Genomic DNA, 18,050 nt, shown 5'->3' on the forward strand with positions numbered 1-18,050 from the left:
TGCAAGGCACGTTCGGCAAGTAGTGGACGTCCTGCACAAAAAGAGGCGCTTCGGGCAGACGACGGTGTCGCCCGCCTGAAGCGCCCGGGAATCCTTTACGCTGCTTCCTTCGCCTTGTCGGGGAAGGGCCCGAAGCTCTCTGGCTTGTCGAGTTCGTGGTTGTAGATGTTTTTCCCTTCGTGCACAAACGGCGTCGCCATCGCCCATGGCTTGCCGTCGGGGCGATCGATGGGCGCAGCCGAATACTGCGGCAGATAGATGCGGCGCATGCGCTCCGTGGTGTTCGGTCCGCTGCGATGGAAGACGAAGCTGTCGAAGGCCACGATGCTCCCCGCAGGCACGATCACGGGATCGCCAGGATCGCTGCCGGTATAGCCAATCAGATCGTTGGTGCCATCTTCCTTGGTGTGGTTGATGATCTGGTTCTTGGTGTTCGCGCGCGAATGCGGCAGCAGATACACCGTGCCGTTCTCTTCGCTCACGTCGTCCAGCGTGCACCAGCAGGTGACGTAGGGCTTGTGCTCCGTGGCAGGGTTGTACCACTTCACGTAGCCAGAATCCTGATGCCAGGCAAACTTCATGCCCTGCTCCGCGCCCTTCACCACCCACTGCTCGTGGAAGAGATAGGCCTCGTCGCCAACGGTGGCGCGCGCCACCTCGGCCATCAGGTCGCTGAAGACAAACTTCCATAGCCGGTTGCTCAAACGATAGCGGTTGTTGATGAAGTACCGCTTGCCGCGATGGCTGATGTTCTCCGTCTGCACACCCTTGGAGTCCATGATCGAGTCATAGTAGCCGAGGTAGTAGGAGCACTCCTCGCGAAGCATGGCGAGCATGTCTGGCGGGATGACTCCCGGCAGAATCATGTAGCCCTCTTCCTTGTACAGAGCACGCTGCTGGTCGGTGATGATCATGCCCGCAACTTTATGCGCCTCTGCATAGGATGGGCTTCTCATTTTCCTGTCGACTTGTTATCGTTTTTTGTCGTGCGTACTCGTCTCCATTTGCCGGTCGATCAGGAAGGCGCCTTGTGGCGCTATGCCCATGCTGCGAGCGCCAATCAACGCCACACGCACGCGGAGCTGGAGCTGAACCTGGTCACCCGGGGCTCCGGAACGTACTTCCTTGGCGCGCGCAGGTTCCGCATCCGGCGCGGCGACCTCATCTGGCTCTTCCCCGCGCAGGAGCACGTGCTTTTCGAGCAAAGTGCCGACTTTTCCATGTGGATCGCCGTCTTCCGGCGCAAGTCCATCCGCGCGGCGGCGACAAGTGAAGCCTCTCAGAAGCTGCTGCAAAACGACCTTGAGGTAGACCCCTGCCGCCGCCTGACAGCCGACGATCTGCAGCGCATGGAGATTCTGCTGCGCGAGCTTAGCGCAATTCAGGCGCGCCCCGATCTGCTGAATGCGGGCCTGCGCTACGCGATGCTGTCCGCGTGGCAGGCCTTTGAGCGGGCCACAGGCGTGGTGACCCATGATCTGCATCCCGCCGTGGAACGTGCGGCCAAGCTGCTGCGCGAAGATCCCGAGACGGCTTCACTGCCCCGCATCGCCAAGCGCAGCGGCCTCAGCGCCCCTCGGCTCAGCCGTCTCTTCAAGGCGCAGACAGGCTACGCGCTGACCGACTTCCGCAATCGCGTGCGGCTCGATCGCTTCCTGGAACTCTATGGCGCAGGCCGTCGCGTCTCCATGCTCGACGCCGCGCTGAGCGCGGGCTTTGGCAGCTACCCGCAGTTCCATCGCGTCTTCACGCGCATCATGGGACGCTCGCCGCGCGACTATCGCCGCGACCTCGAATGAGGCGCTAGACTGCGCTCTTCGTGACGTCCTCTGCGGCGACTTCATCCCACATGCGTATGATCTCTTTGCGCAGACGCTTCGCATCCTCCCAGCTATTCGGGAAGCTCTCCAGCGCATAGCCGCCTTCGACAGGCCCGAGTTCAGGACAGATCATCATCTCGCGACCCGTGTCGCGATTGCCCTCAAACCAGAGGCGCATCACGGCCTTGCCAAACGGCCGCCAGGCCTCGGCCTCGGCGGTCAGAGTGCCATCAGGCCGCGTGATTGGCACCTGCACATGGTGGCCGTTGAACGGGCGGAAGTGGAACTGCACACCACGCTGAATCAGATCCGGTCGCACCAACAGACGGCGCTCGAAATCCTGCGGGAGCAGATGTTTCACGACAGCAAAATGCGAGAAGTCCCACGAGATGTCGAGCTGCTCCCCAGTGGCGCGTTCGTAGGCATCGGCCAGAGCATACATCTTCTCCGGGGTCTCGGTGCAGGTGCCGCGATGCGTCTCGATGGCAGGTCGAAGGCCCAGTGGGTGCGCAAGTTCCATCAGCCGGAGTGTGAGCTGCAGCGCCTCCTCCGCAGACGTTTCGTCATGCGCGAGCTGCACGTTGACGTCGACCGTCCCAGATCGCTTGAGGTCGTCGACGATCGAAGGGAACGCTGCTGCGTCTCCCGATGCCATGCCCCCAACGAAGAGCAATCCGCGAGCTTCGGCGCCGCGCGTCAGCTCGTCGCTGGGCCCCCAGCAGACGCCATCGAAGCCCGCTTCCACCATCGCGTCAAGCTTGCGCTCCAGGCTCCACTCACTCTGCAATGCAGGATGCCCCATCAAGGTCCACAGGTTGGCAATCGTCTTCATCTACCCTCGTTCTTCTGTCCACAGTGCCGTCCTGCCGCGTCGCGCCGACACATCGGACAAGACTCAGCATAGCTCGTCTCAGTTGACATTCTGCCCAACTAAAACGTACAAAGTCCACGGGACTGAGGGCATGACACCATCGCCGCCACGCCCTGCCGATCTTCCCCAACTCCAGTCCCACGACATCCATCGAGCTGCCTCCATGACGCGCTTCGCCCTTCTTCCTCTAGCTGCCGCGCTCGCCGTTCTGTCCGCGCGAGCGCAGCAGGCCATCGCCATCCCTTCGTTTCACGCGTCCTCTCTCGCAACGCAGCAGAGCTTTCGCTTTGTCGCCGATGGACCGAAGGGCCCAGGCTGGACACGGCCCGATGACATAGCCCGCGCTTACTTCCACGAGTCGCTGCCGACGTTCTTTGCCCGCACGCTCGAGCTCGAGGCTCCGGTTCCTGATGGAGGCTCGCTGGAGTGGGTGTTCACCGGTCCGCATGCCGGATTCACCGTCACACTCACGCCAACCACAGTGCGGCTGAGCGAGCGCTATTACGACTCTGTCGGCCTGAGCGAAGGTGGAAGCTTCCCGGCCAAGACGGTCGCTGAAGAGTCGCGCGCGTACACCGGAGAAGTCCGCTCGCTGCGTGTCGTTGTGGACTCGCACCTGAGCGTGAACGTGCAGCTCAATGGCGAGACGATCCTCACCGCACACCTCGTCTTCGACCTGACGCGCCATCAACTGATCTACCGCGCGCCACGCACGCATCATGATGTGGTGACGGGCCGTCTGCTGGAACCCGAGACCGCACAGGCCACGCTCTCCGTGCACCCAGCTGAGCAGCGGCAGACGATGCTCGGCTTTGGCGGCAGCCCCAGCGTGCCGGCCTATGCAGGTTTGAGTGACGAAGGCAAGCGGCAGTATTGGGAGATCTTGCGGCGCTACAACCTGCTGCTCAATCGCGAATACCCGATGGGCACGGAGCTGAAGCGCGATCTCTCCAACCTCGACAACCTGGCCGACGCGACGCCACATTACTACGGCGACAACTTCCCCAACGGCGAGGTTTCGGACTTCGATTACAGCAAGCATGCGCTGGCGCTCGGCGGGGATGTGATCTACGAGATGTGGGCGCTGCCGTCATGGACCATCGTGCCGTGGAAGCCTGCTCCGGGACAGCCGGAGATCCTCGATGCATGGAACAAACGCGTGCGCGAGGCAGCCGATCCGGAGGTCTACGCGAAGATCGTCGTGGGCTACTGCAAGGCGCTGAAGGCTCGTACAGGCAAGGGCCCGCAGATCGTTGGCATCCAGAATGAGGTCGAGCAGCCGCCTGAAGTCTTCGCGAAGATGACCACTACATTGCGGCGTGAGCTCGATGCCGCGGGCTTCACCAGCACGCAGATCCACATGGCCGATGCGCCTTATGTCTCGATGGCGATCGGCCGCGTGAGCGACCTGAAGCATGATGCTGCGGCGTGGAAGGCGACGGACTTTGTGACCGCGCACCAGTACGACTATCAGCAGTTCCTCGCGAACCCTGATCTCTACGATGCGCGATTGAAGAAGCTGCATGACGCGTCGCCGGATAAGGCATTTCTCGCGACGGAGATCTGCCTCAACGACGGCAACGCTCAGGAGCCCTCGTACCGGCTCGCGTTCCAGGTGGGCCAGCTGTATCACAAGGACCTCGTGGAGCTCGATGCTGAAGCGTTGATGTATTGCTGGCTGCTGCTGGATGTGGAGCAGCCGACGTTTGGCGGTTCGCGCTCGCTCTTGGTGCCCGATCGCATGCATGGTGACGTCCCGGTGGCATCCAGCTTTCAGCTGCGCGTGATGGGCGCTTTCAGCCGCCATGTTCGCAAGGGAATGAAGCGCATCGACGTCACGATGGGCGATCCCGATGTGATGGCGACAGCATTCGTCGGAGCGAATAATGAGGCAACGATGGTGGTGATGAATCGGTCTACAAAGGCAACGAGGTTGCACCTGAGCTGGCCGCATGCACCTACCTTCCACACGCTGGAGCGCACGAGCCCCTATTCCGAGAACCACGCTGAGCCGATCACATCGCTCGAACACATCATGATTGCACCGGGCGAGATTCTTACGCTGACTACGGAGCCTGCACAGTGAGTACGAAGATCATGCATCACAGCCGCCGAGAGTTCCTGCGGCTCTCCAGCGGTGCGCTGTCCGCGCTGACGATGCCTTCGATGCTGCGTGCGCAGGATTCCGGCGCACCCCTGCACGCTTCGCTTTCGGTCCAGGAGAATGCAATCTTCACTCTCCCGCACGACTTCACCGGCCTGAGCTATGAGGCTGCGCAGCTCGCGAACCCCGCGTTCTTCGCTGATTCCAACAAGCAGTTGGTGCAGCTCTTTCGCGAACTGTCTCCCAGTGGCGTATTACGCCTCGGCGGCGGTACGTCCGAGTACACGAGTTACTCCGATGCGGAGCCGGCGACGCCTCCGCCGTTCGAGGTCTTCGGGCCCGACACCGACAAGACCAACAAGAATGGCACCGTGACGACGGCGCGTGCGCTCCAGAACCTGCGCGGCTTTCTCGATGCCACGGGCTGGAGCTGCCTCTATGGTCTCAATCTCGGCCAGGGCACGAAGGAGAATGCGGCGAACGAGGCCGCGGCAGCGCATCGCATCCTCGGGCCACGGCTCGTCGCGCTGCAGATCGGCAATGAGCCGGATAGCTTCCGCAATCGCTTCCGGCCTGCGAGTTATACGCCGGAGGATTTCGTACGCGAGTGGAGCGAGTTCCACGACGCGATCCTCGCGAAGGTACCCGAAGCGAAGTTTGCAGGGCCGGATATCTCCAACAAGATGACGTACCTTACGGCCTTCGCAGAGGAAGCGGCGAAGCACAAGGACGTCCTCCAGCTGACCGGACACTACTACGCGATGGGCCCCGCGGGCCGACCCGATGCGACCATCGCGAACCTTCTCAGCGAGGAGCCGAAGTCGACGACGATGAAGTGGAGCGCTATACCGACCGTCGAAGACGCGGTGAAGAAGACAGGACTTCCCTACCGCATCTCCGAGGGCAACTCGTGCTGGAATGGCGGGCAGCGCGGCGTCTCCGATACCTTCGCCGCGGCGCTGTGGTGCGCGGATGTGATGTTGCGCTTCGCGAGTTACGGCATCAGCGGCGTGTACCTGCATGGCGGTGGAAACGGCATCTATTCGCCGATTGTGGGCGGTCCGACCGCGGGCTTCTCGAAGAGGCCGGAGTACTTCGGCATGCAGTTCGCGCAACGCTTCGCGGGCTCAACGTTGATGCAAGTCAAGCTGGAATGCGAGGACAACAGGGTGCGGGCTTATGCTGCGCGCTCAGCGCGACATGCGAAGGGCCTGCAGCATCTGGCGCTCATCAACAAGTCCGATCACGCTGTAGAGATCGCGCTGCCGCAAGCGGTGCTCACTGGGAAGGCGTGGCAGTCGGAGAAGCTGAGCGCGCCGGCGATCGATGCGACGTCAGGGACGACGATCGCGTGGGCGGGCAAGCTGTCTCACAAGCAGGCAACGTTGCGACTCGAGCCGTACACGGCGCTGCATCTGGCCCGGGAGTAAGTCTCACGCCGTGGAGGGATCCTTCAGCAGGCTCTCCGCCGTGTTCACGTCGGTGATCAGCACATTGATGCGCTGACCGACGAGTGCGGCGCGGATGGCCTCGAGCTTCTTCGGTCCACCGGCGATGCCAACCACGCGCTCGATGCCCTTCAGCGTCTCGGGTTCGATGCCTACGACGCGGCTGTTGAGTGCCGAGCGTACGGCTTTGCCGGCCGCATCGTAGAAGCGGAAACAGATATCGCCCACCGCGCCGTGCGCACGCATCTGCTGCATCTCCGCCGCGGAGAAGACATTGCCCGAGCTCACGAGGATCGGCGAAGGATGCATTGACCCGATGCCGACCAGCGCAAGGTTGAGCCGTGGGAACAGGTCCGCCGCCTGGCGAACGCTGGCATCCTTCATCAGCACGCGCCGCGCCTCCGCGGAGCCAACCACCGCTGGCGCCTGCAGCAGCACCGGGCTCGCACCGATCAGTCCCGCAAGCCGTTGTGCAATGTGCGTGGCATGGTGCTGCGCACTGGCTGCGCCGAAGCCGCCAAGAATCTGCACCACGCTGCCGCCGCGACCGCAGTCGGAGCTATGCAGCGACTCCACCATCGCGAACAGTGAGCGGCTCCACGAGGAGATGCCGATGATCGTGCCAGGCTTGACGGTGGTCTGCAGGAAGAACGCAGCAGCCGCGCCAAGATCGCTGACGAGATGCTCTTCATCGCTGCGCGTCTCGATGACGATGGCTTCCTTGAGGCCGAAGCGCTTCTCGAGCGCATCCTCTTCCTCGTTGAAGATGCCCGGCGGAGACATGACGCTGATGCGCACGATGTTGGCCTCGCGCGCGCGCTGCAGCAGCCGCGACACCGTGGACTGATGGATGCTCAGCCGCTCGGTGATCTCCTTCTGACGCAGGCCGTGGTCGTAGTACATGCGCGCGACCTTCGCCATCAGGCGCATCTCGTCGAGATGAGGCATAAAAATGATTCTGTCACAGCGGCAGCGGTTTCGCAGGAGCCAAAACGCAAATGCGCTTCGCAATCGTCCTGGGCATTCAGCCGATCACCAGCGTCGTCAGGCCGAAATCGTCCGGAACCGATCCTGCAGCGCCTCCACAAACTCGGCGACATGCAACCCATCCACCAGCGCGTGATGGACATGGATCGACACCGGCATGGTCCTTCGGCCGGAGCTCTCCGTGATCTTGCCGAAGGTGATCTTCGGCGCGGAATCCTCAAACGCGAAGTTTCGGGCATGGGAGAGGGACGTAAAGTCCAGCCACGGCAGCACAGAGAAGCGGATGAGGTTCTGAAACGGGTGGCGCTCAAGATCGGTGCGGCCCTTCACTCGTTCCACCTCCACCGAGCCTGCTCGCGCAAACGCTTCCACACTCTCCTGGAAGGGATAGAGGCCGAATCCGATGGTTCCGTTGGGCCGGCCCACGGCGCTGCCGCCGTCGATGCGGTCATACTCCCAGACCTCGCCATCCTCGATCCGGGTGCGAAAGTTCTGCACACGATGGGACGCCACCAGAGAGCAGTGGATCATCGTGAGGAATACCGACAGCCCCTGCGACTTCGCGAAGTCGAAGGCCTCCGTACAGTCCATCCGCACGCACACACCGTGGTAAGGCTCCGTGAACTCCTTGAAGAACTGGAAGACACCAGCCCGAGGCCACGTGGCCAGATCGATCCTGCGACGATTTCCCGCTTCCATCGGACTCTATCCTTTACCGCCCTACTACGCGTGGCCGCGCAGCTCGGCGACGATCTCGGCTGCGGCCTGCCGCGCCTGTTGTTCCTGCTCCACCGGGAAGCTGATGGCCCCGACGCGGGCGTGACCTCCGCCGCCATAACGTTCGCAGATGGCTGCAATGTTGGCGAGTTCACTGGCCGGACGCTTCGTCCAGGGATTGGTTCCCACGGAGACCTTATTCCGGAAGCTCGACTTCGAGAGGCCCACGTTGTACGTGGCTTCGGGATAAAGAAAGTATGGGATGAACTTGTTGTAGCCCTCGGTGGGCTGGTCCGTGATGTCGAAGGTGATGACGCCGCGGTCCAGCTGGGCGCGCTCGCGGATCAGCTCGAGGCCCTGCCAGTGGCGATCGAGCAGCGGCCCGAGCTCCTCCTGGATGAACGGCTGCGCGAGCACCTCGTCGAGGCTCATCGCCGTCAACAGCGGGATGATGCGCTTGGTGATCGCATTGCCGCCCGCATCGCTGGCGCTCTCGATCACCATGGTGAGCTTCATCGCGGCCTCGCGCATGCCGACCGCGGCCTCGGCGCTCTCATAGCGCGCCCCATCCACGATGTTCGCCCAGTGGATCAACTCCTTCAGCGGAGCGATGTCCATACCGAACCTGGTGCTCGCAATGTGCGCGATAAAGCCCGTGCAGCTGACGTACTCGGGATCGAAGAACTGGCGCATGGCCAGCGGCCCCGGCGTGCCGTCGGGGTTCAGCTGCCCCGCTCGGAAGTGGGCTTCATCGGTGGCGTCGAGGAAAGCCGATTGGTGGTGATCGAACCACCAGGTAAGCCGGGGCGAAGCCGAGTACTTGAAGTCGACGATGGCGTTCTCGCCCTCGGCCGCGAACCACGACTCCTCCATCAGCGCGCCGGCGCGATGCACCAGACCCTGGTACTCGAAGCTGTCCGCCGTGCCAATGCATTCGCGGTGGAAGCGCGTGAAGAGCGAGGCGGAGCATGCGCCGTCGAAACAGCGGTCGTGATAAAAGACGCGGCAATTCAAGTGAGAAGACCTTCCTGGCGGAGCTGGCGGAATGGCGAAGCTGCAGAAGCTCCGGGCGCTCGGGCGATGCCGTTGCGATCCTGACCCTCTGAAGAGCATAGTCGACGGCGAGGCGATGGAAAATGCGACGGAGAAATCGCGGAACCCCGGGAGCCCAAGTCACGTATGCTCTTCCGAAGGAATCAACGGAGCAGCCATGGAAACGCAGAACGAGAACCACATCGTCCGCCCCACGCCGGAAGACGCGCCTGCGCTGCCGATAACGCACGTCGCGCCGCAGCATGGTGTGATGATGGGCCCGTTTGGGCTGCGCGCGGGCTGGAGCTCCCTGGTCTTCCTGGTGGCGCTGGCGATCTCGCTCGCCCTGGCAACTGCGGCCATCATCACCGTCACGGGATCGTGGCAGAAGTTCCTCGAGCGGCAGCACGAGGCCGCCGTGGCCAAGCAGACGAGCCATCCCGCGCCCAGGCATGAGCCTTCGGACTTCACCCCCGGCCACTCGCTCCTCTCAGAGAGCTTCCAGTTCGCCGCGATCGTGCTGGCCACCTTCGCCATGGCGAAGATCGAACGCCGCCGTATGCGCGTCTTCGGCATCGGCCGCTCGCGCATGGGCGATCTGCTGCCGGGCGCGTTCTGGGGGGTTGTCTCGCTGAGCGCGCTCATTGGCATCCTGCGCGCCCTGCATCTGCTGGTCTTCGACGGCATCGCGCTCCACGGCATCGCCGTGCTGCGTTTCGGTCTGGAGTGGCTGGTGATGTTCCTCGTCGTCGGCTTCGCAGAGGAATACCTGATGCGCGGCTACCTGCAGTTCACGCTGACGCGCGGCTTCTACGGCCTCGGTGGCGGCCCGGAATCGAAGCAGCGCGCTGTGGCCTTCTGGTGCGCGGCCGTGGTGATGTCGGCGCTCTTCGCCTGCGCGCACCTGGGCAACGGCGGAGAAAACTTCGTCGGCCTGTTCATGGTCTTTATCGCGGGCATCGTCTTCAGCTACGCCCTGTGGCGCACCGGCAGCCTGTGGTGGGGCATCGGCTTCCACATGGCGTGGGATTGGGCGCAGAGCTTCCTGTGGGGCGTGCCGGACTCCGGCAGCCTCAGCTATGGCCGCCTGATGAACACGCATCCGGTCGGCAAGGTGTTTCTCTCGGGCGGCTCGGATGGGCCCGAGGGCAGCATCTTCGTGATTCCGATCATGCTGCTGGTCCTGCTGGCCATCCGCACGGCAAAGCCCGGCGTGCAGCCTCCACTGGAGGCAGAAGAGCCCGCGCACGGCCACGAACCGGTCGTCCTGCAGGTGGCGAGCTAACCTCGCCGCACCGCCTGCTTCAGGCCATCGCTTAAGATCAGTACTAAGCGCATGAGCCTGAACCCTTCCGACCCCAGACATCCCTCCCGCGACGAGAGTGCGGCCAGCGAGCCCCGGCTCGTCACCCGCTCCCTGCGCGGCGAGTTTGAGGCTCGTCGCGACGAACGCGATCCCGACGCCGAACATCGCGGCCTGTTCGCGCGTCTCTCCGAGATGCGCCGTCGGCAGGAGCGCGTCCGGAACGAGCGACCCTACGGACAACTGGACGACCGCCCCTCACGCACCCGGCTGCTGAAGCTCATCGGCCTTTCGACCACGGCGCTGCTTCTGGTGATCGTCGTGCTGCTCAGCGGCACCGTGATGTACCTCAGGCATCGTCTGCACACCTCGCTTCCGGAACTCGACGGCCAGCTGCAGGCCACAGGCCTCGGCGCGGAGGTCATCGTGACGCGCGATGGCCACGGCGTTCCTTCCATCCAGGCGCAGAGCCTCGACGATGTGCTCTTCGCGCAGGGCTATGTGACCGCGCAGGACCGCATGTGGCAGATGGACGCGCTGCGGCGTCACGGCGCAGGCGAGCTCGCGGAGATCCTCGGCCCGGGCCTTGTGGACCATGACCGCACCCAACGCCTGCTGCAGCTGCGCGCAGCGGCGGAGCGCGCCGTCGCTGCCCTTCCCGCCGATCAGCGGCATCAGCTGGAGGTCTACGCGCGTGGCGTGAACGCGTATCTCGACAGCCACGCCGACCGCCTGCCGGTGGAGTTCGCCGCGCTGCACTACAAGCCCGCGCCCTGGACGCCGCGCGACTCCATGCTGGTGGTGCTGTGCATGTGGCAGGACCTTGCGACGAGCTTCCCGACCAAGATGGCGCGCGAGGCGCTGGCGCAGCATCTTTCGCCTGCGCTGCTCGCCGACCTGTACCCCGTAGGCTCATGGCGCGATCGCCCACCCTCGCAGCCGCAGCCTGACCTGACCCAGCAGCATGAGGAGATCGAGCAGGTTCCACTGGATCGCACCCAGAGCAGCGTGCAGCAGCCGGCCATGCCCTTCGCCGCGCCGCGCGACATCGTTCGCGTGGCCGAGACCTTTGAGCGCCAGGACTGCGACGACTGCCGTTCGGGCTCGAACAACTGGGTGGTGGCGGGTTCGCGCTCGGCTTCAGGAGCTCCGCTCGTCTCGAACGACATGCACCTCGGCCTGACCGCGCCGGACATCTGGTACGAGGCCGGGCTGCATGTGAAAGCGCTCGACCGGGCCGAGTCCGAGCTCGACATCACAGGCTTCACGCTGCCGGGGCTGCCCTTCGTCATCGTGGGGCGCAACGCGCATGTGGCCTGGGGATTCACCGCGCTGCTTGGCGATGTGCAGGACGTTCGCGTGGAGCACACGCGCGGCAAACCTGAAGCGATGGAGTATCAGCGGGCCGATGGTTCCTGGGCCTCGGTCGCGCACCATCACGAGTTGATCCGCGTGCGCGGCGGGCGCGATGTCGCGCTGGATGTGCTGACAACGGAAGCTCCGCTAGGTAGCGGCTCGATCTCGACGCCGATCATCACCGGGCTCTTCCCTGGCGAGAAACGCATGCTCTCGCTCGCCTGGACGGCCTACGATCCGCAGGCCCTGCAGATTCCCGGACTGGCGATGGACACAGCCTCCAGCGGAGCGCAGCTCGTCGCGGCATTTGCGAACTTTGGCGGCCCCACGCTCAGCGCCGTATGGGGCGATGATGCGGGGCACATCGGCTACCAGGGCATCGGACGCATCCCCGTGCGAGGCCCCGCAATCCAGCATCCGCGCACGCTGCTGCAGCCCATGGCGCCGGACTTGACCGAAAGTAGTCATGGAGCTCTGCCTGAAGACGAAGAGGCCGAGGCCAGCGATGCGAACGATGGCAACGCCGGAGACGATGCCAAGAACTCCAAGGACGTGCAGGCCGCGCCACCATCGACGGGAGCCTCGCCCGAACACGTCGCTCCGAAGCCCACCATCGACTACACCATCGGCTCGGCCATCGCATACAAGCCCGTCGATGCCGTTGATCCCGGCCAGGCGTGGTCAGGCTATGTGCCCTATGACAAGATGCCCTCGGTGACCGACCCCGCGAGCGGTTACCTGGCCACCGCCAACGCGCGCATCACGCCGGATGACTATCCCTACTCCTTGTCCGGCGATTGGATCGACCCCTATCGCGTGGAGCGCATCGCCACGCTGCTGAAGGACCGCCACAGCCTCACTCCGGCGGACATGCTCACCCTTCAGAACGATGACTACTCCGACCTCGATCGCACGGTCGCGGAGAAGCTGGCCTATGCCATCGACCACGCGACCTTCACGCACGATCCGGAACGCCTGAAGCAGGCCGCCGAGCTGCTGCGCCGCTGGGACGGCCACATGGATCCGGAGTCTCCAGCCGCCGCAATCGTGCTGGCGACACGAGACGTGCTCTGGCCCATGCTGCTGACCTCGCAGATCGCCGCGCACGACCACAAGAGGCCCGACAGCGGCGAGGTCCGCGACGCGGCGCAGCTCTACCTGTGGAATGAGAAGACCACCGCGATGGAGATGCTGTTGGCCCGCCAGCCCGCGCATTGGCTGCCGAAGCAGTACAGCAGCTGGGACATCCTGCTCGCCGACGCCGTACACCAGGCGCTGAGCGCCGCGCACGCTCCGCACAACCTCAGCACGTGGAAGCTCTCGGCGTATCACTCCACCGAGATCGCGCATCCGGTCTTCGGCAGCCACACGCTCATGAGCCGCGTGCTCGGCGTGGCAACCGGCTCGGGGCTGCAGCCCGTCCGCGGCGACACCACGACGGTGCGCTCCAGCGGGCTGCACTTCGGGCCCAGCGAGCGCTTCGACGCCGACCTGAAGGATCCCGACGCGACACTCGGCAACATCACCACCGGCGAGAGCGGCAGCCCCGCAAGCCCGTGGTACCTCGACCAGTTTCCCTCCTGGCTCGCAGGCCAAAGCTTCGTGCTCGCGCTGCAGCATCCGCAGGTGCAACACACGCTGAAACTCGAGCCATAGGAGAGCGGTGCAAGAATAGGCGCAGCGTGCAGACCAGCGGAGCCGCCTGATGGACAACAGCGAATCGACAACCCGCGCCCAACGGTTCGCCTGGCTGCTCGTACCTCTGATCGCGCTCATGGCCGTGCATCCGCTCCTCGTGCATGGCTGCTCCTGCGGGCACGACTTCGAGTTCCACCTCGAGAGCTGGTTGGACGCCGCGCAGCAGATACGCCACGGCACGCTGTATCCGCAGTGGGCCTTCACCGCGGCATGGAACGCGGGCGAGCCGCGCTTCGTCTTCTATCCTCCGCTCTCGTGGATGCTCGGCGCGCTGCTGACGATGCTACTCCCAGGCAGTGGGATCAACGCCGCGCCCATCGTCTTCACCTGGCTTGCACTCAGCGGGGCGGGGCTCTCGATGTTCTTCCTCGCGCGCCGCTTTGCTTCAACACCGGCGGCTCTGTTCGCGAGCGCGATCTATCTCGCCAACCCGTATCTCCTCTTCACCGGCTTCGAGCGCACAGCCTATGCCGAGCTGCTCGCCGCGGCATGGATGCCGCTGGTGGTGATGGCAGCGCTGAACGCCCGCGCCAGGCTCGCCTCCATCGCGATTCCGCTCGCACTGCTGTGGCTTACGAACGCTCCGGCAGCGGTCATTGGAAGCTATGGCTTCGCGCTGATCGTGGCGCTCTCGCTCACGATGCAATGGTGGAGGACGCGAGCAGAGCTCAATCATGCAAAGCCGCTCGCGCGACGGGCGCTGCATGCAGGCGCCGGGGCGATCACCGGAATCCTCCTCGTCGGCTTCTATCTGGTTCCAGCCGCGTATGAGCAACGCTGGGTGCAGATCGCGATGGCGACGCTCCCCAACATGCGCGTGGAAGATAGCTTCCTCTTCGGCCACACCAGCGACGCTGGCCACAACATGGTGCTGCATACGGCCAGCGTGATCGCCGTGGTGTTGCTCGCAGCTACCGTGCTTGCGCTGGGTGCGGCTTGGCGACGGAGTACATCCCCGGACACTCTGGCCGGGAGGGAGAAGAACGTCGCTGTAGAGGAGCGAGGTCTCAGGTCTCCAGGCGTGAGTGAAGTGGTGGGACTGCGGGGGCTGATTGCGTTGTTAGCGGTGACGACCGCAACCGTGCTCTTCCTGCTGACGCCGCCATCCCTCTTCCTCTGGCATCTGCTGCCCAAGCTGGCCTTCCTGCAGTTTCCCTGGCGGCTGCTATCGCTTGAAGGCGTCGTACTCGCCCTCGCCGTGGCGCTGGGCCTGCCGCAACGCAAGCTCTCCCTCCGCTGGGCGGCGCTGCTGGGCATCCTCTTCGCGCTGAGCATGAGCGCGATGGCGAATCATCTGTTCCGCCAGGGCTGCGACACGGACGACCTTCCCGCGACGCGGGCTGCGCTGCTCGCCTCGCACCACGGCATGCCGCCCACCGACGAGTACACCCCGCGCACCGCCGACAACGACGCCCTGCGGACGACGGACCCCGGCTACTGGCTCGCAGACGATGCCAACGCTCCCGCGCCCCGAACGCGACCCAACCCCGTCGAGGTCGATCCAAACTTCGATCCCAACGACCTCGACGACACGCAGACCGTCTCAGCCAATGCCCCGCTGCACCTGACGGTTCCCCTGGCCAAGCCCCACTTCCTCATCCTCAACCTCCGCGACTACCCGGGGTGGGACGTCACGTTGACCGCTCCCGACCAAGCCCAGCCGCAGCATCCCGCGCGCCTGCAGCGCGACGATGGCCTGCTCGCCGTCGCTCTGCCCGCAGGCGACTCGATCGTCGACATACGGTGGCATCCGACGCCGGATCATGAAGCGGGCCTTGGCCTCAGCTCGCTGGGTCTGGCTATCCTTGGATTGGCCGCGGGGCTGAGCACATGGCGCTCGCGTAGAGGCAAGGTCGCGTAGAATCAGGGATTGATCGCACCTTTCCGATCGGCCCCTCTATGAACGTTGATGTCCAGCAAATCCTGAAGAGCGGCGTGGTCGTCACCGACGCCGCGCTGGAGCGGCTGCTGCCCTCCGCCGACACGCTCCCCTACTCCATCCACCGCGCCATGCGCCACTCCACCTTCGCCGGTGGCAAACGTCTGCGCCCCATCCTCGCGATGGAGGCGGCGAAGATGGTCGCCGGCCGCGAAGTCCCCGGCGCCGATGAGCTCGGCGCAGCGTTGGAGATGGTGCACACCTACTCGCTGATCCACGACGACCTGCCCGCGCTCGACAACGACGACCTGCGCCGCGGCATGCCCACCTGCCACGTGGCGTTCGGCGAGGCCATCGCGATCCTCGCCGGCGACGCGCTGCAGACGCTGGCCTTCCAGACGCTCTCGCAGATCGCTGCACAGCCCGCGACGCTGATCGACATCCTCCGCGAGTTCTCCTTCGCCATCGGCACGGGCGTCGGCATGGACACGGGCCTGCCCTCGGGCATGATCGGCGGCCAGGTCATGGACATCGAAGGCGAAGGCAAGAAGCCCACCGCCGAGCTCGTCGAGCGCATCCACCGCGCCAAGACCGGCGCGCTCATCACCACCTCCATCGTCTGCGGCGGCATCCTGGGCCTGGGCGACCTGCTCGCTCAGCCCGGCGGCGATACTAATCTCGCGGGCAGCCCCAAGGACGTCATCGCAGCGCTGCGCGCCTTCGGCGAGAACGCCGGCCTCGCCTTCCAGATCGTCGACGACATCCTCGACGTGACCCAGAGCTCCGAACAGCTGGGCAAGACCGCCGGCAAGGACACCGCCAGCGACAAGGCTACGTGGCCCGCGGTCTTCGGTCTGGAGCAGGCCGAGAAGGACGCCGCCAGCTACATCGCCGACGCCTTCGCCGCGCTCGAGCCCTACGGCGAAGCCGCAGCCCCACTCAAGGCCCTGGCGCAGTACCTCGTAGAACGCAAGCACTAGGCCCCAGCGGCTGAAGTCGCCATTGGGCGAACGCAAATGGCACGGCTGAAGCCGTGCCCTGCCGATCCTGCAAAGCGCAGTCATCGCCGTCACTATTCACTACTCACTATTCACTGGCCCATCATGTCCCTTCGTCCTCGCCACTTCATCCTCATCGCCGTCGTCCTCGGGCTCTTCGTGTGGAACGTCATCCGCTACCACCGCGTGAAGACCGACCTCCAGGCCATCCCCGCCGCTCCCGCGCCGGTGGTCAATACCGCGGCGCGCGTCAACACGCCCGCGTGGACCGCCTTCGACCAGGCGGTCGACCTGCGCGACGCTCCCGACGACCAGTTCCTTCCCGCGGTGAAGGAGCTGCAGGCAAAGATCGACGCCGCTCCCAAGGATGCCGCGACCAGCGACGTGAAGGGCTGCCAGACATGGCTGGAGTTCTATCGCCAGGGCAAGCTGCACCCGGGGCCCGACACCACGTGGAAGACCCGCAGCGAGCGCCACCTGAATGGCTGCGTGCAGTTCCACCTCGACACCTCCGCCCAGTAGCTTCCCGATGAACGAAGTAGCCCTCCTCAACGCCCTCCGCGACTGCTTCCACCCCTTGCTGCGCCGCAACATCGTCGAGCTGAAGATGGTGCGCTCGGTCGAGGTCGAGCGCGACCTCGACGCTCCCGGCACGGGCATCCCCGGCGTGCCGCAGAAGCACATCGCGCGTGTGGCCGTGACGGCCCCGGGCAGCGATGAAGCCCAGAACGCACAGCTCGTCGCGCAGATCGAGAACCGCCTCCTGGGCATGGAAGAGATCAGCCGCGCGCAAGTGACCCTGCTGCCGGCACTGTTCCCAATCTTGTAACGGCACGGCCCCGGAACGCACAGACACCGTGTGTATGGTTGGGAAGTGGCATCCTCTCGTACCGCTTCCGTTGTGCATCCCTTCGACCTCAAGTTCGGGACGGAGACCTCCGGCCTGATCGCGGGGCGGGTGATCGCACGCGGCACCGGGGCCAAGGTCGAGGAGTTGACCGCCTACTACGGCATCGCGCCCAGCATCCTGCATGCGCTGCTCGATGTCTGGCTGACGCGCACCGAGCCTGAGACCGAGATTGAGCAGACGGTCTTCTTGGACGTCGGAGCAGGCAAAGGCCGCGCCATGCTGGTCGCCTCGCAATATCCTTTCCGTCGCGTGGAAGGCATTGAGCTCAGCCCCAAGCTGGCTCGCGTCGCCGAGGCCAACATCGCCAAGTTCGAGCAGCATCCGGACAACGATGAACTCGCGCCGCTGATGCTCATCGAAGGCGACGCCACCAAGCACCTGCTGCCCGCCGGCCCTTGCCTGGCGTTCCTCTTCCACCCGTTTGAGCTTCCGGTGTTGCAGCGCTTCATAGCGCACGTGGAGGCGACTCTCAAGGAGAATCCGCACCCCTTCGACCTGCTCTACGCCAACACGGAGCATGATCTTTGGCTGGACAAGCACCCGGCGTTCGAGCGGGTATGGTTCGGCAAGGTGCCCATGTCGGCGGAGGATCACCTCGCGGATGTGGCCGAGATCGAGCAGCAGATGGAGTACGGCTCCACAGGCGACGAACTCTGCGCCATCTACCGGTACGTCGGTCAGCCGAAGAGCGCCGGACGGCCGGCTCCGAAGAAGGCCGCAGCCAAAGCCGCAGCAAAGGCCGCCGCCAAGAAGGCTGGGACGAAGAAGCCCTCCGCAAAGAAGGCCGGGAAGCGATAAGAATCGCGATGCGATGATTCCCGAATCGCCCTCCTAACTTTCTGCCGGAATTCAGTTACAGAGAATTACAAAAAATATCTGCCGATGTTGGAACCTGTAGCAGGGGACCGCCGTACTGCTATATGTACG

General features: G+C 64.5%; 15 protein-coding genes. 10 read left to right on the forward strand and 5 right to left on the reverse strand.

Annotated elements, in window-relative coordinates; all coding sequences use genetic code 11:
* Nucleotides 1–95 precede the first annotated feature (95 nt).
* Nucleotides 96–956, reverse strand: coding sequence for a phytanoyl-CoA dioxygenase family protein (locus tag AC5E6W_RS01185; RefSeq protein ID WP_491750426.1), 861 nt, complete (start codon nt 954–956; stop codon nt 96–98).
* Between the two features lie 72 nt (nt 957–1,028).
* On the opposite strand from AC5E6W_RS01185, the gene AC5E6W_RS01190 reads away from it, so the two are divergent.
* Nucleotides 1,029–1,799, forward strand: a complete 771-nt coding sequence (locus AC5E6W_RS01190; RefSeq protein WP_491750427.1) for an AraC family transcriptional regulator — start codon at nt 1,029–1,031, stop codon at nt 1,797–1,799.
* A 4-nt stretch (nt 1,800–1,803) separates the two neighbouring features.
* On the opposite strand, the gene AC5E6W_RS01195 is transcribed toward AC5E6W_RS01190, so the two are convergent.
* Nucleotides 1,804–2,652, reverse strand: coding sequence for a sugar phosphate isomerase/epimerase family protein (locus tag AC5E6W_RS01195; RefSeq protein WP_491750428.1), 849 nt, complete (start codon nt 2,650–2,652; stop codon nt 1,804–1,806).
* A 202-nt stretch (nt 2,653–2,854) separates the two neighbouring features.
* On the opposite strand from AC5E6W_RS01195, the gene AC5E6W_RS01200 reads away from it, so the two are divergent.
* Together AC5E6W_RS01200 and AC5E6W_RS01205 are read left to right on the forward strand one after the other, a co-directional pair.
* The gene (locus tag AC5E6W_RS01200) at nt 2,855–4,777 is read left to right on the forward strand and encodes a glycoside hydrolase family 30 beta sandwich domain-containing protein (RefSeq protein WP_491750429.1); all 1,923 of its coding nucleotides are present in this window, start codon (nt 2,855–2,857) and stop codon (nt 4,775–4,777) included.
* Nucleotides 4,774–6,225: a hypothetical protein gene (locus AC5E6W_RS01205; protein ID WP_491750430.1), complete on the forward strand. Its 1,452-nt coding sequence runs from the start codon at nt 4,774–4,776 to the stop codon at nt 6,223–6,225. Before AC5E6W_RS01200 ends, AC5E6W_RS01205 begins: the two co-directional genes overlap by 4 nt.
* Before the next feature lie 3 nt (nt 6,226–6,228).
* Here the strand turns inward: AC5E6W_RS01205 and AC5E6W_RS01210 are convergent, their stop codons facing one another.
* From AC5E6W_RS01210 to AC5E6W_RS01220, 3 genes are all read right to left on the reverse strand, one after another.
* Complete coding sequence (locus AC5E6W_RS01210; protein ID WP_491750431.1) at nt 6,229–7,191, reverse strand: sugar-binding transcriptional regulator; 963 nt, start codon at nt 7,189–7,191, stop codon at nt 6,229–6,231.
* A 96-nt stretch (nt 7,192–7,287) separates the two neighbouring features.
* On the reverse strand, nt 7,288–7,929 hold the full coding sequence (locus AC5E6W_RS01215; protein ID WP_491750432.1) for a CatA-like O-acetyltransferase: 642 nt from the start codon (nt 7,927–7,929) through the stop codon (nt 7,288–7,290).
* Nucleotides 7,930–7,953: 24 nt separating this feature from the next.
* The gene (locus tag AC5E6W_RS01220) at nt 7,954–8,961 is read right to left on the reverse strand and encodes a phosphoesterase (RefSeq protein ID WP_491750433.1); all 1,008 of its coding nucleotides are present in this window, start codon (nt 8,959–8,961) and stop codon (nt 7,954–7,956) included.
* Between the two features lie 196 nt (nt 8,962–9,157).
* Here AC5E6W_RS01220 and AC5E6W_RS01225 point away from each other — a divergent pair, with 196 nt between their 5' ends.
* The 7 genes from AC5E6W_RS01225 to AC5E6W_RS01255 all read left to right on the forward strand — a co-directional run bounded on the left by AC5E6W_RS01225 (nt 9,158) and on the right by AC5E6W_RS01255 (nt 17,921).
* Nucleotides 9,158–10,264, forward strand: coding sequence for a CPBP family intramembrane glutamic endopeptidase (locus AC5E6W_RS01225; RefSeq protein WP_491750434.1), 1,107 nt, complete (start codon nt 9,158–9,160; stop codon nt 10,262–10,264).
* A 51-nt stretch (nt 10,265–10,315) separates the two neighbouring features.
* Nucleotides 10,316–13,294, forward strand: a complete 2,979-nt coding sequence (locus tag AC5E6W_RS01230) for a penicillin acylase family protein (protein WP_491750435.1) — start codon at nt 10,316–10,318, stop codon at nt 13,292–13,294.
* A 49-nt stretch (nt 13,295–13,343) separates the two neighbouring features.
* Nucleotides 13,344–15,197: a hypothetical protein gene (locus AC5E6W_RS01235; protein WP_491750436.1), complete on the forward strand. Its 1,854-nt coding sequence runs from the start codon at nt 13,344–13,346 to the stop codon at nt 15,195–15,197.
* A gap of 38 nt (nt 15,198–15,235) precedes the next feature.
* Nucleotides 15,236–16,195 (forward strand): polyprenyl synthetase family protein, encoded by a 960-nt coding sequence (locus tag AC5E6W_RS01240; protein ID WP_491750437.1) that lies wholly within the window; start codon nt 15,236–15,238, stop codon nt 16,193–16,195.
* 123 nt (nt 16,196–16,318) lie between these two features.
* On the forward strand, nt 16,319–16,735 hold the full coding sequence (locus tag AC5E6W_RS01245; protein ID WP_491750438.1) for a hypothetical protein: 417 nt from the start codon (nt 16,319–16,321) through the stop codon (nt 16,733–16,735).
* A gap of 7 nt (nt 16,736–16,742) precedes the next feature.
* Nucleotides 16,743–17,042 carry a DUF59 domain-containing protein gene (locus AC5E6W_RS01250; protein WP_491750439.1) on the forward strand — a complete coding sequence of 100 codons (300 nt, stop codon included), beginning with the start codon at nt 16,743–16,745 and terminating at the stop codon, nt 17,040–17,042.
* A 45-nt stretch (nt 17,043–17,087) separates the two neighbouring features.
* Nucleotides 17,088–17,921 carry a class I SAM-dependent methyltransferase gene (locus tag AC5E6W_RS01255; protein ID WP_491750440.1) on the forward strand — a complete coding sequence of 278 codons (834 nt, stop codon included), beginning with the start codon at nt 17,088–17,090 and terminating at the stop codon, nt 17,919–17,921.
* Nucleotides 17,922–18,050 lie beyond the last annotated feature (129 nt).

The sequence above is a fragment of the Bryocella sp. genome, assembly GCF_058498515.1.